At 60.7% G+C, this 16,324-nt stretch carries 9 protein-coding genes and 2 rRNA genes; 6 read left to right on the top strand and 5 right to left on the bottom strand.

What is annotated here, in order from left to right:
* The first annotated feature begins 5 nt into the window (after positions 1 to 5).
* Entirely contained in the window at positions 6 to 1,091 is a 1,086-nt protein-coding gene (gene pheS / locus EK16_RS07445; protein ID WP_038035618.1) for a phenylalanine--tRNA ligase subunit alpha, read from the top strand.
* Positions 1,088 to 3,505 (top strand): phenylalanine--tRNA ligase subunit beta, encoded by a 2,418-nt coding sequence (gene pheT, locus EK16_RS07440; RefSeq protein ID WP_038035616.1) that lies wholly within the window; start codon positions 1,088 to 1,090, stop codon positions 3,503 to 3,505. Before pheS ends, pheT begins: the two co-directional genes overlap by 4 nt.
* Positions 3,506 to 3,722: 217 nt before the next feature.
* On the opposite strand, the gene EK16_RS07435 is transcribed toward pheT, so the two are convergent.
* The 3 genes from EK16_RS07435 to EK16_RS07425 all read right to left on the bottom strand — a co-directional run bounded on the left by EK16_RS07435 (position 3,723) and on the right by EK16_RS07425 (position 6,382).
* Positions 3,723 to 4,691 (bottom strand): quinone oxidoreductase family protein, encoded by a 969-nt coding sequence (locus tag EK16_RS07435; protein ID WP_038035614.1) that lies wholly within the window; start codon positions 4,689 to 4,691, stop codon positions 3,723 to 3,725.
* A gap of 204 nt (positions 4,692 to 4,895) precedes the next feature.
* Positions 4,896 to 5,546 (bottom strand): Card1-like endonuclease domain-containing protein, encoded by a 651-nt coding sequence (locus EK16_RS07430; RefSeq protein ID WP_231573649.1) that lies wholly within the window; start codon positions 5,544 to 5,546, stop codon positions 4,896 to 4,898.
* A gap of 248 nt (positions 5,547 to 5,794) precedes the next feature.
* Positions 5,795 to 6,382 carry a Tll0287-like domain-containing protein gene (locus EK16_RS07425; RefSeq protein WP_051929056.1) on the bottom strand — a complete coding sequence of 196 codons (588 nt, stop codon included), beginning with the start codon at positions 6,380 to 6,382 and terminating at the stop codon, positions 5,795 to 5,797.
* A gap of 787 nt (positions 6,383 to 7,169) precedes the next feature.
* Between EK16_RS07425 and EK16_RS07420 the strand changes: the two genes are divergently transcribed.
* From EK16_RS07420 to EK16_RS07405, 4 genes are all read left to right on the top strand, one after another.
* Positions 7,170 to 7,838, top strand: coding sequence for a peroxiredoxin (locus EK16_RS07420; protein ID WP_038035611.1), 669 nt, complete (start codon positions 7,170 to 7,172; stop codon positions 7,836 to 7,838).
* A gap of 995 nt (positions 7,839 to 8,833) precedes the next feature.
* The gene (locus tag EK16_RS07415) at positions 8,834 to 9,976 is read left to right on the top strand and encodes an inositol-3-phosphate synthase (RefSeq protein ID WP_038035610.1); all 1,143 of its coding nucleotides are present in this window, start codon (positions 8,834 to 8,836) and stop codon (positions 9,974 to 9,976) included.
* A gap of 5 nt (positions 9,977 to 9,981) precedes the next feature.
* Positions 9,982 to 10,890 (top strand): inositol monophosphatase family protein, encoded by a 909-nt coding sequence (locus tag EK16_RS07410; RefSeq protein ID WP_038035607.1) that lies wholly within the window; start codon positions 9,982 to 9,984, stop codon positions 10,888 to 10,890.
* Between the two features lie 71 nt (positions 10,891 to 10,961).
* Positions 10,962 to 12,368 carry an NTP transferase domain-containing protein gene (locus EK16_RS07405; RefSeq protein ID WP_197059645.1) on the top strand — a complete coding sequence of 469 codons (1,407 nt, stop codon included), beginning with the start codon at positions 10,962 to 10,964 and terminating at the stop codon, positions 12,366 to 12,368.
* A gap of 105 nt (positions 12,369 to 12,473) precedes the next feature.
* Here the strand turns inward: EK16_RS07405 and rrf are convergent.
* Positions 12,474 to 12,589: ribosomal RNA gene (gene rrf, locus EK16_RS07400) — 5S ribosomal RNA — on the bottom strand.
* A 157-nt stretch (positions 12,590 to 12,746) separates the two neighbouring features.
* Positions 12,747 to 16,212, bottom strand: a 23S ribosomal RNA gene (locus tag EK16_RS07395).
* Between the last annotated feature and the right edge of the window lie 112 nt (positions 16,213 to 16,324).

Genomic DNA, 16,324 nt, shown 5'->3' with positions numbered 1-16,324 from the left:
CCATCATGAACGGAAAGGACGACCTGCAGGAACTTGAGGCACGCTTCCTCGCCGAGATCGAAAAGGCCGGCGATGAACGCGCGCTGGAGGACATCCGCGTCGCCGCCCTCGGCAAGAAGGGCGAGATCAGCACCCGCATGAAGGGCCTGGGCAAGCTGCCGCCGGAAGAGCGCAAGAGCATGGGCCAGGCGCTCAACGCCCTGAAAAGCCGCATTGCCGAGGCCATCGCCGCCCGCCGCGAGGTCTTGAAGCAGCAGGCGCTCGCCGCGCGGCTGGAAAAGGAACGCGTGGATGTGACCCTGCCGGTGCGCCCCGAACACAAGGGCAGTATCCATCCCGTCTCCCATGTCTGGGAGGAGGTGGTGGAGATTTTCGCTGATCTCGGCTTTTCCGTCGCCGAAGGGCCGCATATCGAGACCGACTGGTACAACTTCGAAGCCCTCAACATCCCGCCGGAACATCCCGCACGCCAGGAGCATGATACGTTCTATTTCCACCGCAAGGACGACGGCACGCGCATGCTCCTGCGCACCCACACCTCGCCGGTGCAGATCCGCACCATGGAAAGTACCCCGCCGCCCATCCGCATCATCGCGCCGGGCCGCACCTTCCGCTGCGATTCCGACCAGACCCACACGCCCATGTTCCATCAGGTGGAGGCCCTGGTCATCGACGAGGAGACCCACATGGGTCACCTGAAGTGGACGCTTGAGGAATTCTGCAAGGCCTTTTTCGAGACCGATTCCGTGAAGATGCGTTTCCGCGCTTCCCATTTTCCCTTCACGGAACCGTCCATGGAGGTGGACATCAACTGCTCCTGGGAAGGCGGGCAGGTGAAAGTGGGCGAGGGGGATGACTGGCTGGAGATCCTCGGCTCCGGCATGGTGCACCCCAATGTCATCCGCGCCGGCGGCCTCGATCCTGAGCGCTATCAGGGCTACGCCTTCGGCATCGGGCTGGACCGCCTGGCCATGCTCAAGTATGGCATCCCGGATCTGCGCGCCTTCTTCGAGGCCGATCTGCGCTGGCTGCGCCATTACGGCTTTTCGTTCCTGCAGGTTCCCACTCTGGCAGGAGGGCTTTCGGCATGAAGTTCACGCTGTCCTGGCTGAAGGACTATCTCGAGACCGACGCCTCGCTGAGCGAGATCGTCGATGCGCTCAACGCCATCGGGCTGGAGGTCGAGGAGGTCATCGATCCTTCGGAGAAGCTCGCGGCCTTCTCCGTCGCCCGCATCATTGCCTGCGAGCAGCATCCCAATGCCGATCGTCTCAAGGTCTGCCGCGTGCAGACGGCGAACGGCGAGGTGCAGGTGGTCTGTGGCGCGCCCAACGCCCGCGAGGGCCTGGTTGGCATATTCGCCCCGCCCGGCAGCCACATTCCCGGCACCGGCCTTGATCTCAAGGTCGCCAAAGTGCGCGGCGTGGAATCCGCCGGCATGATGTGTTCCGAGCGCGAGCTGGAAATCTCCGAGGATCACGAGGGCATCATCGAACTGCCCGAGGACACGCCCATTGGCGAACCGGCGGCCAGGGCCCTTGGCGTTGACGATCCCGTCATCGAGATTGCCATTACGCCCAACCGCGGCGATGCCCTGGGGATTTATGGCATCGCCCGCGATCTTGCCGCCCGCGGGCTCGGCCACCTCAAGCCCCTGCATGTGGAGCCGGTTGCGGGCAAGGGCGCCTCGCCCATCGCCGTGCACATCCATGACGACGGCAATGCCTGCCGCCAGTTCATCGGCCGTTACTTCACGGGCGTGAAAAACGGCCCCTCGCCGGAGTGGATGCAGCGGCGCCTGAAGGCCGTGGGCTTGCGCCCCATCTCCGCCCTCGTTGACATCACCAACTATGTGATGATGAGCTTCAACCGGCCGCTGCACGTTTTCGATGCCGACCGCCTCAAGGGCGACATCCATGCCCGCCGCGCCCGCCCGGGCGAAACCCTGCTGGGCCTGGACGGCAAGGAATATACGCTGGATCCCGACATCACCGTCATCGCCGATGATGAACGCGCCGTGGGCATTGCCGGCATCATCGGCGGTGAGGAAACCGGCTGCACGGATGAAACCGTCAACGTTTTCCTCGAGGTGGCCTATTTCGAGCCCATCGCCATCGCCCGCGCCGGGCGCAAGCTCAACCTCATGACCGATGCCCGCTACCGCTTCGAGCGCGGTGTTGATCCCGCCTTCCTGCCGCAGGCGGCGGAAATCGCCAGCCGTCTCATTCTGGAGATTTGCGGCGGCGAAGCCTCCGAGATCGTCTCCGCAGGCAGCGAGGCCACGCCACCGCGTGAAGAGCGCACCTTTACCCTGCGCAAGAACCGGGTGAAGACCCTGGCCGGCCTGGATCTGCCGCTTGAACGGCAGAAGGAGATCCTCTCCGCCCTTGGTTTTGAGATCGAGGAGACGGCGGAGGGCTTGAAGGCGGTGGCGCCAAGCTGGCGGCTGGATATTCGCGGCGAGGCCGATCTCGTTGAGGAAATCGTGCGCATCGAGGGGCTGGACCGCATTCCTTCCACGCCCATGTCGCGCCTGCATGCCATCGCCCGCCCGGTGCTGACCGACCGGCAGCGCCACATCGTGCGCGCCCGTCATCTGCTTGCCGCCCGCGGCATGCACGAGGCCGTCACCTATTCCTTCCTGCCCAAGCGTCATGCCCGGCTTTTTGGTGGTGGCGAGAAGATGCTGGAGCTCGCCAATCCCATCTCCACCGAACTTTCCGACATGCGCCCCTCGCTGCTGCCCAATCTTGTCGCGGCCGCCGGACGCAATGCCGCGCGCGGCCATGCCGACGTCTGCCTCTTCGAGGTGGGCAGCATCTATCGCGATGACACGCCCGAAGGCGAAAAGACGGTGGCTGCCGGTGTCCGCGCCGGATATGCTTCCCCGCGCCATTGGGCTCTTGCCCGCCGTACCTGGGACGTGTTCGATGCCAAGGCCGACGCCATCGCCGTGCTCGAGGCCTTGGGCGCTCCGGTCGCCTCCCTGCAGACGCGCACCGAGGATCTGCCCTCGTGGTATCATCCCGGCCGCGCCGGCGTTCTCACCCTCGGGCCGAAAACGGTGCTCGCCCATTTTGGCGAGCTGCACCCCGCCGTGCTGGAGGCCATGGACGTGAAGGGCCCCGTTGCCGCCTTTGAGGTGTTCATCGACGCCCTGCCGGCGAAGAAACGGAAGGGAACGGCCCGGCCGCCGCTTGCCGCTTCCGATCTCATGCCGCTGACGCGGGACTTCGCCTTCGTCGTCGATGAGAGTGTCCCGGCCGAGAAGATCGTGCAGGCCGCGCGCAATGCCGACCGCACGCTCATCGAGGCGGTACAGGTCTTTGACGTGTTTGCCGGCGAGAAGGCCGCGCAGCAGCTGGGCGAGGGCAAGAAATCCGTTGCCATCGAAGTGCGCATCCAGCCGCGCGAAAAAACCCTCACTGACGAGGAGATTCAGGCCCTGGCCGACAGGATCGTCTCCGCCGTCGCCAAGGCCACCGGCGCCACCTTGCGCGCCTGAACGCCAAAGACGCTTGGAAAAGCAAACCGGCCGCAGGAAGTCCCTGCGGCCGGTTTTGGTTTTATCATACCAAGTTGCGCAATGGCTGACCTGTGAAATCGCCCCGCGCCCCCACCCAGGCCCTTGTTTATAATAATTGGGGGGTTGGGTGGGGGCGCGGGGCGGTGGGCGGCTCGTTATGCAGGTTGATATCAAACAGCCCTTTTCATTCCTGCCGTCATGGAAGCAGGATGGTCTGTCCCGTGGTGCGCCGCGCCTCCAGATCCGCATGCGCCTGTGCCGCCTCGCTCAGCGGATAGCGCTGATCGATGCTGATGCGCACGCGCCCGGAAGCCACCATCTCGAATAGCTCCGCGCTGGCACGGGCCAGATCGGCATCCTCCGCCACATAGTCCATGAGCACCGGCCGGGTGACATAAAGCGATCCTTTCTCGGCCAGCAGGCCGAGATTCACACCCGTGACCGGCCCGGAGGCATTGCCGAAAGAGACCATCAGCCCCCGGCGCTTCAGACAGGAAAGCGCGGATTCGAAGGTTGCCGCCCCCACGCCGTCATAGACCACATCGACACCACGCCCATCCGTGATTTCGGCCACCCGTTCCGCCAAATCCTCGCGGTCATAGGCGATGACATGATCGTATCCATGCGCCTTCGCCTTCTCCACCTTGCCGGAGGAACAGGCGCCTATGGTCACCGCCCCCAATGCCTTGGCCCACTGCCCGGCAATCAGGCCAACCCCACCGGCCGCCGGCAAAAAGAGCAGGACATCGCCCGGCCTGATTCGAAAGGTTTCCCGCAGCAGATACCAGGCCGTCAGCCCTTTCAGCATCATCGCCGCCGCCGTTTCACAATCAATGGCATCCGGCAGCCGCGCAACGCGACTGGCCGGCATCGTCCGCCATTGCGCATAGGCCCCCAGAGGCCCCGCACCATAGGCCACGCGATCGCCGGGCTGCAGGTTTTCAACCCCTTCGCCCACCTTCTTGATCACACCGGCGCCTTCCAGCCCCGGAACCGCCGGCAGCGGCACCGGATAAAGCCCGGAACGATGATAGGTGTCGATGAAATTGAGCCCGATCGCCTCATGCTGGATGAGCACCTCGCCAGGCCCCGGTTCTGGCACCGGTGCCTCTTCCACTTGCAGCACTTCCGGCCCGCCCGTGCGATAAAACCGAACCTGCTCCATGAGCCCGCCCACTTTTCCAAAAACTTAAGAGACCACGACCAGTGAACATGAGCGGGAAAATACGTGACATCATCCGCCTCAACGACGCAAGCACCCCCTTCGTAGCGTGCGCCCGCACGCCCATGCCATGCCCAAGAACCCAAGTTTCCGAAGCGGGAGGACCTCAGGAAATTGCAGGAGGGCAGTGACCCCGGGAAAAGACAATCAGCCGTCATCGCGGCCATGCACGATCTCGCCAATGGCCGAGACGAGGGAATTCCACTCCAGCTCTTCCAGCGGGATGATGCGCACATCAAGCACGGCCGCCTTGCCCATCAGCGCCATGTATCGCGGCTGATCGCGTACTTCGTCAATGAGATCGGTGGTAACGAGAATGCCCACGCGCTCGCCTTCACGGCCGAAATGATCGCAGAGATTGTCCGCCTCATGCAGGGCGTCCATCAAGCGCGCCCTGTGCTTTTTGCTCTCGGCGTTGAATTCCGATTGCAGCGCCTTGCAGGAAACAAACCCCAGCCGTTCCGCCTTGCGCACGATCAGGTCGATCTCGTTTTCGCCATAGAATTCGCCGACCCGCCAGCCCAGAACCTGAGAATAGATGGCCTCGTCCGCTCCGGCGGCCATCGCCGCAAGCCAGGCCAGCTCCTCCAGCCAGCCGCCTGAAAGAAACCGCCGCGCCGCGGCATCGGCCGCCACCAGCCGCCCTTCCTCCGAAAGGCGCACGATTTCCTGGGCACGCAAATGATCCAGGAGCTCCATCAGGGCCTCGTGATCGGAGACCATCTCCGGCACCACGCCCTGACGGGTCATGAGCTGATCACGCAATGGCTCGAAGAGAGGATAATTGTGTTCGATCACTTTCAAGAGGGGCTCGTGACGCCGTGCGGTCTCTTCACATCCCGGTTGCCCCTTCAGAAATGCGCCTCGGGATTCAAGTATGGACGCAATGGTTTTCTCGCCTGTCATGAGTTCCATCCCCGGCCTGCGGAAGCCCCCGCACGCATCACTTCCGCAAACCACTCACATTGGCGGGCTTGCCGGCTCGCCCCGAAAATGGGCGGAACCGACATGCGCCAAGATTTTATGGGCGCTAGGCGCCGCCCGGATCACTGCTCCAGCGGTTTGGACAGCGTAAAGGCACCCCGCAGCTGACCGAGCTTGAAACCGATGGCCTGATCCTCCGGGTAATATTTCTTGATCGTCTTGTAGAGGTCCGGATTGACCTTCTCGCCATGGCAGTTCAGGCAGGGTTTCTTCACCGGGATCGCCTTCATGAAGCGGAACACCTTCTTGCCGTCCTGCTCCACGATCTCGGCCTTTACCAGGGTCTTGGGATCAGCGCCCTCGGCGATCTTCTTCTCGAACTCCTGCAGAACCGCCTTCTCCCAGGCATCCGGCGCATTCTTGGGATTGCGGATCTTCAGGGCCGTGCGCCCCACCTTCCAGCCGTTCTTGTTGTGCTTCTTGGTGATTTCCTGCGCCTTTTCATGACAGACATCCACAGCGCCCGCCGGCCCTTTTTCCTTCATGGTGGAGACGAGCGTGCCCTTCAGTTCCTTGAAAAAGCCCTGCACGATCTCCTTCGCCTCCGCCTTCAGGGCGTTGATGTCCGGCTGATCGGCAGCGATCACCGGTGACATGCCAGCAATGACGAAAGCCGCACCGGCAACCAGAAGGGATTTCCTGAAAGTCATGTCTGCTTACCTCCCTGTTTCAAAAACGTCTCCTGCCTGGCCTGATAGGGGCGGGTGTCGCCATTACGGGGCACAGGCCGCATCCTCCGCAAAGAATGAACGAGCCGTGACACGCGCTTACCGCATCATCCTCAAACGACCCCTTGTGGATCACGGCAGACACCGGCCCCATTCCATGCAAGGCACAGCGTTACTGACCACTGGTTCCGTGGCGCGCCCCCGGATTCATGTTCGCGCGTAACATGGTTGAAATTTTGTCCGAATTCAACAGCCCTCTCCTGGCCATGATGACGCGCCTGAAACGCCGCGTGAGATGGTTGCGCTTGCCTGCATTTTGCGCGATCGCCGCCCTGAACTATTCATTGCATCTAGGCCGTCTTTAAGAGCTGATCTCTTCGTGCCCTTGAAGGCTTCACGCACATCGCAAATGACTTAAAAAGGCCTGCATGGGCGGCTATGCTTCACGCTGCTGACCTACGCGGTAACCTTCTGTTTATCATCTCCCCTCTCAGCGGATTCTCAAATGCCCTGCTTTTGATCATAGTGTCGCAGGGCCCGGACCAATCCCATCCTTTAAACGAACAACACGGCATGCATTCCGTCTACGCCCATATATGTCGCCATTAGAAATCAATGATCACAAATGCGACACCTGGTCACGGACTTGCCGTGCGAAAGGGCTGGACAAATATCACGATTTGCTCATATTAGAATTATTCCAAATTGCAGGAACGAACTGAAACGCCATCAACAAACAACCGCTCAAAACCGAAAAAGGAGAAAGACTATGAGCGAGACCAACGAGAACGTCGTTAATGAGGCTCCGGTGTATCCGCGCCTGAATGAGCCGGCTCCGGAATTCACCGCTCCCACCACCCATGGGCAGAAGTCCCTCTCCGACTATCGGGGCAAGTGGCTGGTGCTCTTCTCCCATCCGGCGGACTTCACGCCCGTCTGCACCACGGAGTTCGTGGCCTTCGCCAGGCGCGCCAAGGACTTTGCCGAGCTGAACACCGAGCTTCTGGGGCTGTCCATCGACTCCAACTTCTCGCACATCGCCTGGGTGCGCAACATCCGCGAGAAGCTGGGCGTGGAGATCCCCTTCCCGATCATCGCGGATCTGAAGATGGAGGTCGCCAAGAAGTACGGCATGATCCACCCGGCCGCGGCCGACACCTCCGCCGTGCGCGCCACCTTCATCATTGATCCGGAAGGCATCCTGCGCGCCATGGTCTATTACCCGATGACCAACGGCCGCTCCATCGACGAGATCCTGCGCCTCGTCAAGGCCCTGCAGACCACCGACAAGTACGGCGTTGCCACGCCGGAGGGCTGGCAGCCCGGCGACAAGGTGATCGTGCCGCCGCCGGCCACCATCGACGAGGCCGAGGAGCGCATGAAGATGGAGAACGCCGAGGTGACCGACTGGTACTTCGTCAAAAAGGACATCGCCTGAGGCCTTGGCAATATCCTCACATCTCTCATGCAGGCGGCTCTCTCAATAAAGCCGCCTGCCTTCTCCCTCCCCCCGGAAGGCTTCCCCTCCGCCTTCCCGTCCGGCCCGTCGCTTTGAAAGTGGCGGGCCATTCTTTTTCCCGCGCGACACAACATATCCATCGTCATACCGGCGCAAGCCTACTGGTGTCCGAAGAAATTCAGGAAGCGTGCTGTTGACGCCAAATCGACCGAGAAAAAAGACTTTCCATAAGTCAGGAGTGGTTATTTAACTCATTGATAAACCACAAGAAAACGTCATTGCCGGGCCTTGTCCCGGCAATCCAGGGCCAAGGATGAGGCGGTTTTGGTGGGCGATGGTGCTTACCAGCAGGCTTGATCTGAACCGTATGTTTTTTGAAAGGAGATCCCTTTCAAGGACAGAGCCTGGAAGAAGCGTTCCTGCCTGCCACTGCTGTATGTGTAAACCGCCCCTAGATGCCCGGGACACGCCCGGGCATGACGTAACCTATTGATCTTCCATATAAAAACAACACACTCCAAGTTTTGGGCGGTGGTGGGAGAATGCCTTGGTAAAAGTATCTGTATTGTATGTGAGTGCTCACCTTTTTCAGGGTAAAAATCACTCGCAACGCATAGAGCAATTTAATTGGACACGCCTGGGCCCAAGCCGGTATCTCAGGCCATTCACTTATGCGTTGATGGCCCGAGGCCTCAGGCTCTCGCCGGAATGACGAGGCTAGTAGCGATCTTGTGTCGTGTTGTGTGCTCTTTTCCCTTTTGAGGAAAGATCGCCTATTGATTTTTGGGAGAATATTCCCAATAAGAGAAGTGGCGTGTCCCTCATTCCGCGCATGCACATTCGCGCTTGAAGAGACGTCACGCCGCCCGTCCCCATCCATGACAGGGCTGAAGCTCGTGCGGAATGTGTGCTGCAGACAGGCGCATTCCGCGCGGAGTGGGTTTCTGTTGTGTGCATGAGGAGGGAGAGACATCATGAGCAGGAAGATCCGTGTCGCCATTGCCGGCGTTGGCAATTGCGCAAGTTCTCTTGTTCAGGGTGTCGAGTACTATCGCCGCAATGGCTATGATGGCTCCACGGGGCTGATGCATCCGGACATGGCCGGATACAAGCCCTGGGATATCGAATGGGTGGCCGCCTTCGACGTCGACAAGAGGAAGGTGGGCCAGCCGCTGGAGAAGGCCATTTTCGCCAAGCCCAACTGCACCATGGTCTTTCAGGAGGACATTCCTGAGACCGGCGTGACTGTGCAGATGGGCCCTGTGCTGGATGGCGTTGCCCCGCACATGGCCGACTATGATGAGGATGAGGCCTTCCGCGTCGCCGATGCAGAACCGGTGGACGTTGCCGAAGAGCTTAAAAAGGCCGGGGCCGACGTGCTGTTGTGCTACCTGCCGGTCGGATCTGAAAAGGCCGTGCGTCATTACGCCGAAGCGGCCCTGAAGGCAGGGGTGGCTTTTGTCAACTGCGTGCCGGTCTTCATTGCTTCCGATCCGGAATGGGCGGAGCGCTTCCGTGCCGCCGGCGTGCCCATTGTGGGTGACGACATAAAGAGCCAGGTGGGCGCCACCATCGTGCATCGTGTGCTCACCCGCCTGTTCGGTGACCGCGGCTACAAGCTGAACCGCACTTATCAGCTCAACACCGGCGGCAACACTGACTTCCTCAACATGAAGGCGCTTGATCGCCTCAAGTCCAAGAAAAAGTCCAAGACCGGCGCCGTTACCTCCCAGCTCGACGTGCCCATCGATCCCAGGAACGTGCACATCGGGCCGTCGGATTACGTGCCCTGGCAGAAGGACAACAAGATCGCCTTCATCCGCATGGAGGGCGAAGGCTTCGGCGGCGCGCCCATCGAGCTGGAGCTTCGGCTGTCGGTTCAGGATTCGCCCAACTCCGCCGGTGTGGTCATCGATGCCCTGCGCTGCGCCATGATCGCCAAGGAGCGCGGCATGGCCGGCCCGGTGCATCCGGCCTGCAGCTATTACATGAAGACGCCGCCCATCCAGATCCGCGATTCGGAGGCGCGCCTGGCCGTGGACGCCTTCGTGGAGGGCAAGGACTGGCAGCGCTTCTTCCCCAGCGAGGAGGCGGCCTATCGCGAAGCGGCGGAGTAAGGGCCATGAACGCGCCGGTTCATCTCGGGGAGGGGGGCCTGATCACCCCCTCCCTTTTTCATCGTCACCGCCAATCCCTGCTTGAAAAGAACAAAGGAGCGGACTGGCGAAAGCTGCTTCTTGATCTCGCCAATGCGGCACGCGATGCCGTAACGGAAGCGCAGGGCAAAGGGCGCACACAGGAGCACAACGCCAAGGGCGATGTGCGCCATGCCATGGATCTGGCTGCTCAAGCGGCGGTGTTGCGCATTCTGGAACAGTCAAGACTGCCCCTCCGCCTGCTGTCGGAGGAAAATGACGGCGCCGGCATGATCGATTTTGGCGTATCGCCGCCGCTTTGGCAGATCGTCGTCGATCCCCTAGATGGCACGGACAATGCCGCACGCGGTCTTCCCCTATCGGCCTTCACCGCCGCCATTCTGCCCATGGGCGCACCCCTTTCGCCGCTAAATGTGATCGCCGCCGTAATCGCTCCCCTGCCGGATCAGGCGCCGCCATTTCTGCTCATTAACGATACGGTGGAACATGCCCGGCCCGCTCCGGTTGACGATTTGCGAGAGGCCCTGATCACGGTGGAGCTCAATCATTTTGCACCGCAAGGGGCATTCGCGCGCCTTCTCAAACAGGTGCGTGGCGTGCGTTGCTATGGCTGCTGCTCGCGTGCTCTCGGCCTGATGCTTTCGGGCGCCACCCAGGCCCACATCGATGTGCGCGACCGTCTCACACCGGAAAGCTGGCTTGCGGCCGCCGCCATGATCCTGGCCAGCAATGGCGCCGTCTTTATCGGCGATGCCACGCTGAACCCCAGACCGGCGCCAACCCACCTCCTTGATAAGCGCAGCCTCATAGCTGCCAGCAGCCCAAATCTCCTCAACGCCCTGCTGAGCACGCTGAAAGAGGATGAAGGGTCATGACCATGCATCAGGATTTGTCCCGCACACAATCCACGCAAAAGATCTTTTCTGAAGGGAAACAAACCCGAAACATGCCCTGTCCGGATACAGCCGTCATCCTCGCCGCCGGCGCCGGCACGCGCATGCGCGCAGGCGGCAGGGACGAGCCCAAACCGCTCGTGCGCCTGCTGGGCTTGTCCCTGCTGGAGCGCAGCATGCGTGTTCTGCGCGATATGGGCGTGCGCCATTTCATCATCGTCACGGGTCATGAAGCCGACCGCATTGCCGCGCATGCGCATGATGTCGCGCGCAGAAACGGTCTGAACGTCACGATCGTTCAGGCGGAAAACTGGCAGAAGGGCAACGGCGCCAGCGCCCTTGCCGCGGAACAGGCCGTGCCGGCCGATCGCCCCTTTTTCCTCACCATGGCCGATCATGTTCTTTCTGCCGGCATGAAGGCAAAACTGTGCGCATCCCCCTTGCCGGAAAACAGCGTGCGCCTTGCCGTTGATCGCGATCGCAGCGCGCTTTTCGATCCCGAGGACGCCACCAAGGTCTCCCTGGAGGAAGACCTGGCAGAAGACCATGCTCCATCGCGGAATGTGCGCATTCGCCGGCTGGACAAGGCGCTCGTTGATTGGGATGCCGTGGATACCGGCCTGTTTCTTTGCTCACACGCGCTGTTTTCGGCCTTGCGCCGCGCCGCCCAGGCAGGGCGCCATGGCCTGTCCGATGCCATGAACATCCTCGCCGAAGAGGGCCGGCTTTTTGCCGCCGATGTCACCGGCGAATTCTGGATGGATGCCGATACCCCCGATGCCCTGCAAGAGGCTGAACGCCGCCTGCTGACCATGGAACGCGGCAAAGGGCATGACGGCCCTGTCTCGCGCTATATCAACCGGCCCCTCTCGCGCCTGCTCACATCCTATCTCGTCCATTACCGCTGGATAACACCGAACCGCATCACTCTGGCATCCTTTCTCCTTGCCCTGCTTGCCGCCTGGATCATGGCACAGCCGGGCTGGCTGATGCTGGCTCTGGGCGGCCTGCTGGCTCAGTCCGCTTCGATCATCGATGGCGTGGACGGAGAAATCGCCCGCCTGCGCCATGAGCAAAGCGACTTCGGCGGCTGGCTCGATGCCGTGCTCGATCGGTATGCCGACGGCGCCCTGCTATTCGCCCTCGCCTGGCACGCCGCATCAGCCTCAGCCGCTTCCGCACAGGCGGCATGGCTGTGGGGGTTCCTTGCCATCATCGGCAGCTTCGTGAACAGCTACACGGCAGACAAGTATGACGGCTTCATGCGGCGCAAGCTTGGTGAAACAGCTCGGCAGCGCTTCCGCCTCGGGCGGGATGTGCGCATCTTCCTCATCATGCTCGGTGCGCTTTTCAACCTGCCGCTCCTGATCCTGGCAATCATCGCCATCGTCATGAATGCAGAAGTCGCCCGCCGCATCTGGCTGCTCTACCGCGCCGATCTATCAAGCGATCAAATATGATCAAAAGTGAACGCACAAAAAGAAAAACCCCGCCGAAGCTTTACGGTTTGGCGGGGTTTCTGCGGAATTCGTGAATGAAGGGATCGTCCGGAATGTGCTTGGCAGGCCTGGCAGCGACCTACTCTCCCACGTCCTTACGACGCAGTACCATCGGCGCTGAGGGTTTTAACGACCGAGTTCGGGATGGGATCGGGTTTGGACCCCTCGCCATAGCCACCAGGCCGGCGAAGCACATCCCGGATCATGCGCAAGCTTTTTCTCAACCGCTCCCAATAAGGGCGGTTTCCCTTCCATCGGATCCAACATGCCCTTCAGGCCTTGCTTCGGCATTGGATATCAATGCCGTTTACGAGAACGGATGGGCATTGATTAATGGGAACGATCAAGCCGATCGGACTATTAGTACCGGTCAGCTCCACGCATTGCTGCGCTTCCACCTCCGGCCTATCGACGTGGTGGTCTACCACGGTCCTGATAGGGAGACCTGGTTTTGAGGTGGGCTTCCCGCTTAGATGCCTTCAGCGGTTATCCCTTCCGCACATAGCTACCCTGCACTGCCGCTGGCGCGACAACAGGTCCACCAGAGGTGCGTCCACCCCGGTCCTCTCGTACTAGGGGCAGATCCTCTCAAGTCTCCAACACCCACGGCAGATAGGGACCGAACTGTCTCACGACGTTCTAAACCCAGCTCACGTACCGCTTTAATCGGCGAACAGCCGAACCCTTGGGACCTGCTCCAGCCCCAGGATGCGATGAGCCGACATCGAGGTGCCAAACCACGCCGTCGATATGGACTCTTGGGCGTGATCAGCCTGTTATCCCCGGAGTACCTTTTATCCGTTGAGCGATGGCCCTTCCACACGGGACCACCGGATCACTATGGCCGACTTTCGTCTCTGCTCGACTTGTCAGTCTCGCAGTCAGGCGGGCTTATGCCATTGCACTCAACGACCGATTTCCGACCGGCCTGAGCCCACCTTCGCGCGCCTCCGTTACTCTTTGGGAGGCGACCGCCCCAGTCAAACTACCCGCCACACACTGTCCCGGCCCCGGATGACGGGGCGCGGTTAGACATCCATGTCAGCAAGGGTGGTATTTCACCGGCGACTCCACCGGAGCTGGCGCCCCGGCTTCACAGTCTCCCACCTATCCTACACATGCTGGCACGAATGCCAGTGTGAAGCTGTAGTAAAGGTTCACGGGGTCTTTCCGTCTGACCGCGGGAACTCCGCATCTTCACGGAGAATTCAGTTTCGCTGAGTCCGCGCTGGAGACAGTGGGGAGGTCGTTACGCCATTCGTGCAGGTCGGAACTTACCCGACAAGGAATTTCGCTCGGTTTACCCTGACCGTTTCCGATCAGGCCGGACTCTATCTTGTAGCCGTCAATCCCCTGAAGCTCGATAGCGGTTCATGCTCGCCGCAATGGCCTGGATTTTCTCCAGTCCTTCCGGCGTGAGATGCTCTCCCTTTTCCATGAGAAGAAGCACTTTCCTGAATTTCAGGAAATCGACCTTCTTCTTGGTTTTCAGGGAGTGCTTCATGAAGAACGGCACGATACGCTCCAGAAGCTGCTGTCTGTCGCGCACCCGCCATGCCATGCGATCGCCGTTGTTCCTGCGCACGACGCCACATCCGAAGTGCCGTTTGAGAGCATAAAGGATGTTCACGTCGCGCTCGTGCTGCACCACCGTGAATTCCGGCAGCACCTGCACGCCGAGGCGCATGTCTTCATGCCGGCTGATGCCAACATGAAAGCACCCTTCGCCATCGACGAAACCGACGATCCATTGTGTTTCGAGCTTCATGGGCGGCTACCTGAGCGTCTGGTCTCTGAGGATTCCGTCACATCCTTCAGAATGTGCCGGCCTTTCCTGCGGATTGTCCCCATGTCCGCCGGATTGTTACTGCCGGGCGCTTCGTCCCGACGAGTACCGGACGGCTGTACGAGGAGTTTCCCGCATATAGCTCAGTTTTACTAAGGCTAGCGAGAACGACAAGGCATAAAGCCTTGCCGCGAGCGTGACCTCGCAGTCAACCTTAGGACCGTTATAGTTACGGCCGCCGTTTACCGGGGCTTCGGTTCGGGGCTTGCACCCCTCCCCTTAACCTTCCGGCACCGGGCAGGCGTCAGTCCCTATACGTCGCCTTGCGGCTTCGCAGAGACCTGTGTTTTTAGTAAACAGTCGCCACCCCCTGGTCTGTGCCACCCGCCTCCGGTTGCCCGGAAACGGGCCTCCCTTCTTGCGAACGTACGGGAGCAATTTGCCGAGTTCCTTCAGCGCGGTTCTCTCAAGCGCCTTAGCCTTCTCAGCCAGTCCACCTGTGTCGGTTTAGGGTACGGTCTGTACGGAGGGGCTATTTCCTGGGACTCCTAGCCTGCCGACCCAATCCAGTAAGGATCGACAGGGGCCGGAATCCGTCACCTCCTCCAGGCCCAGGAATATTAACCTGGTTCCCATCGGCTACGCCTTTCGGCCTCGCCTTAGGGGCCGGCTAACCCTGCCCTGATTAGCATTGGGCAGGAACCCTTGGACTTCCGGCGAGGGGGTCTCTCACCCCCTTTATCGCTACTCGTGTCAGCATTCGCACTTCCGATACCTCCAGCGCCCCTCGCGGGTACGCCTTCACAGGCTTACGGAACGCTCCGCTACCGCGCAGCACAAATGTGCTGCACCCGCAGCTTCGGTGCGTGGCTTGAGCCCCGTTACATTTTCGGCGCGAGGACTCTTTGCCCGAAGGCATAGACCAGTGAGCTGTTACGCTTTCTTTAAAGGATGGCTGCTTCTAAGCCAACCTCCTGGTTGTCTTGGAGTCCTCACTTCCTTTCCCACTTAGCCACGACTTGGGGACCTTAGCTGGCGGTTAGGGCTGTTTCCCTTTCCACCACGGACCTTAGCACCCGTAGTGTGTCTCCCGTGCAGTGCTTCCGGGTATTCGGAGTTTGCCTAGGTTTGGTACCCCGGTGAGGGGCCCTAGCCTAAACAGTGCTCTACCCCCCGGAGCATTCACACGAGGCGCTACCTAAATAGCTTTCGCGGAGAACCAGCTATCTCCAGCCTTGATTGGCCTTTCACCCCTAGCCACAGCTCATCCCCGCCTTTTTCAACAGACGTGGGTTCGGTCCTCCAGTGGGTGTTACCCCACCTTCAACCTGGCCATGGCTAGATCGACTGGTTTCGGGTCTGGTCCGACATACTGAACGCCCTGTTCAGACTCGCTTTCGCTGCGCCTACACCTAACGGCTTAAGCTTGCATGCCAGACCAAGTCGCTGACCCATTATACAAAAGGTACGTAGTCACCCAGGACGAACCTTGGGCTCCTACTGCTTGTAGGCATCCGGTTTCAGGGTCTGTTTCACTCCCCTCGTCGGGGTGCTTTTCACCTTTCCCTCACGGTACTGGTGCACTATCGGTCGGCAGGGAGTACTTAGCCTTGGAGGGTGGTCCCCCCATGTTCGGACAGGGTTTCACGTGCCCCGCCCTACTCGAGGCCTCTCCTATTCTTACCCGTACGGGGCTATCACCCTCTATGGCGCAATTTTCCAACTGCTTCCGGTTACCTTCGGAGAGGCACTGGGCTGGTCCGCTTTCGCTCGCCACTACTCGCGGAGTCTCGGTTGATTTCCTTTCCTCCGGGTACTGAGATGTTTCAGTTCCCCGGGTTCGCCTCCCGACACCTATGTATTCGGTGCGGGATACCGCACGAGGCGGTGGGTTTCCCCATTCGGAGATCCGCGGATCAAAGCTTGTTCGCAGCTCCCCGCGGCTTATCGCAGCGTACCACGTCCTTCATCGCCTCCTGCCGCCGAGGCATCCACCAGATGCCCTTAAGACGCTTGATCGTTCCCATTATCGATGCCCACCCATCATGCGACGCCCCTCGGCAGAAGCGCCGCCGGATGGCACCGATGGAAAGATCTTGCTTGCGCGGGATGACATCGAACGACGACCTTG

It is taken from the genome of Thermopetrobacter sp. TC1 (genome assembly GCF_000746275.1).
Taxonomy (GTDB): Bacteria; Pseudomonadota; Alphaproteobacteria; order Rhizobiales; family Aestuariivirgaceae; genus Thermopetrobacter.
Note: the sequence above shows the minus strand (reverse complement) of the source record. Positions and strands in the feature narration are given on the sequence as shown.

What these genes read in the sequence shown, in the direction of transcription:
- EK16_RS07420 (WP_038035611.1), top strand. Translation starts at nt 7,170, where the DNA reads ATGAGCGAGACCAACGAGAACGTCGTTAATGAGGCTCCGGTGTATCCG.
- pheS (WP_038035618.1), top strand. Translation starts at nt 6, where the DNA reads ATGAACGGAAAGGACGACCTGCAGGAACTTGAGGCACGCTTCCTCGCC.
- EK16_RS07405 (WP_197059645.1), top strand. Translation starts at nt 10,962, where the DNA reads ATGCCCTGTCCGGATACAGCCGTCATCCTCGCCGCCGGCGCCGGCACG.
- EK16_RS07415 (WP_038035610.1), top strand. Translation starts at nt 8,834, where the DNA reads ATGAGCAGGAAGATCCGTGTCGCCATTGCCGGCGTTGGCAATTGCGCA.
- pheT (WP_038035616.1), top strand. Translation starts at nt 1,088, where the DNA reads ATGAAGTTCACGCTGTCCTGGCTGAAGGACTATCTCGAGACCGACGCC.
- EK16_RS07410 (WP_038035607.1), top strand. Translation starts at nt 9,982, where the DNA reads ATGAACGCGCCGGTTCATCTCGGGGAGGGGGGCCTGATCACCCCCTCC.
- EK16_RS07435 (WP_038035614.1), bottom strand. Translation starts at nt 4,691, where the DNA reads ATGGAGCAGGTTCGGTTTTATCGCACGGGCGGGCCGGAAGTGCTGCAA.
- EK16_RS07425 (WP_051929056.1), bottom strand. Translation starts at nt 6,382, where the DNA reads ATGACTTTCAGGAAATCCCTTCTGGTTGCCGGTGCGGCTTTCGTCATT.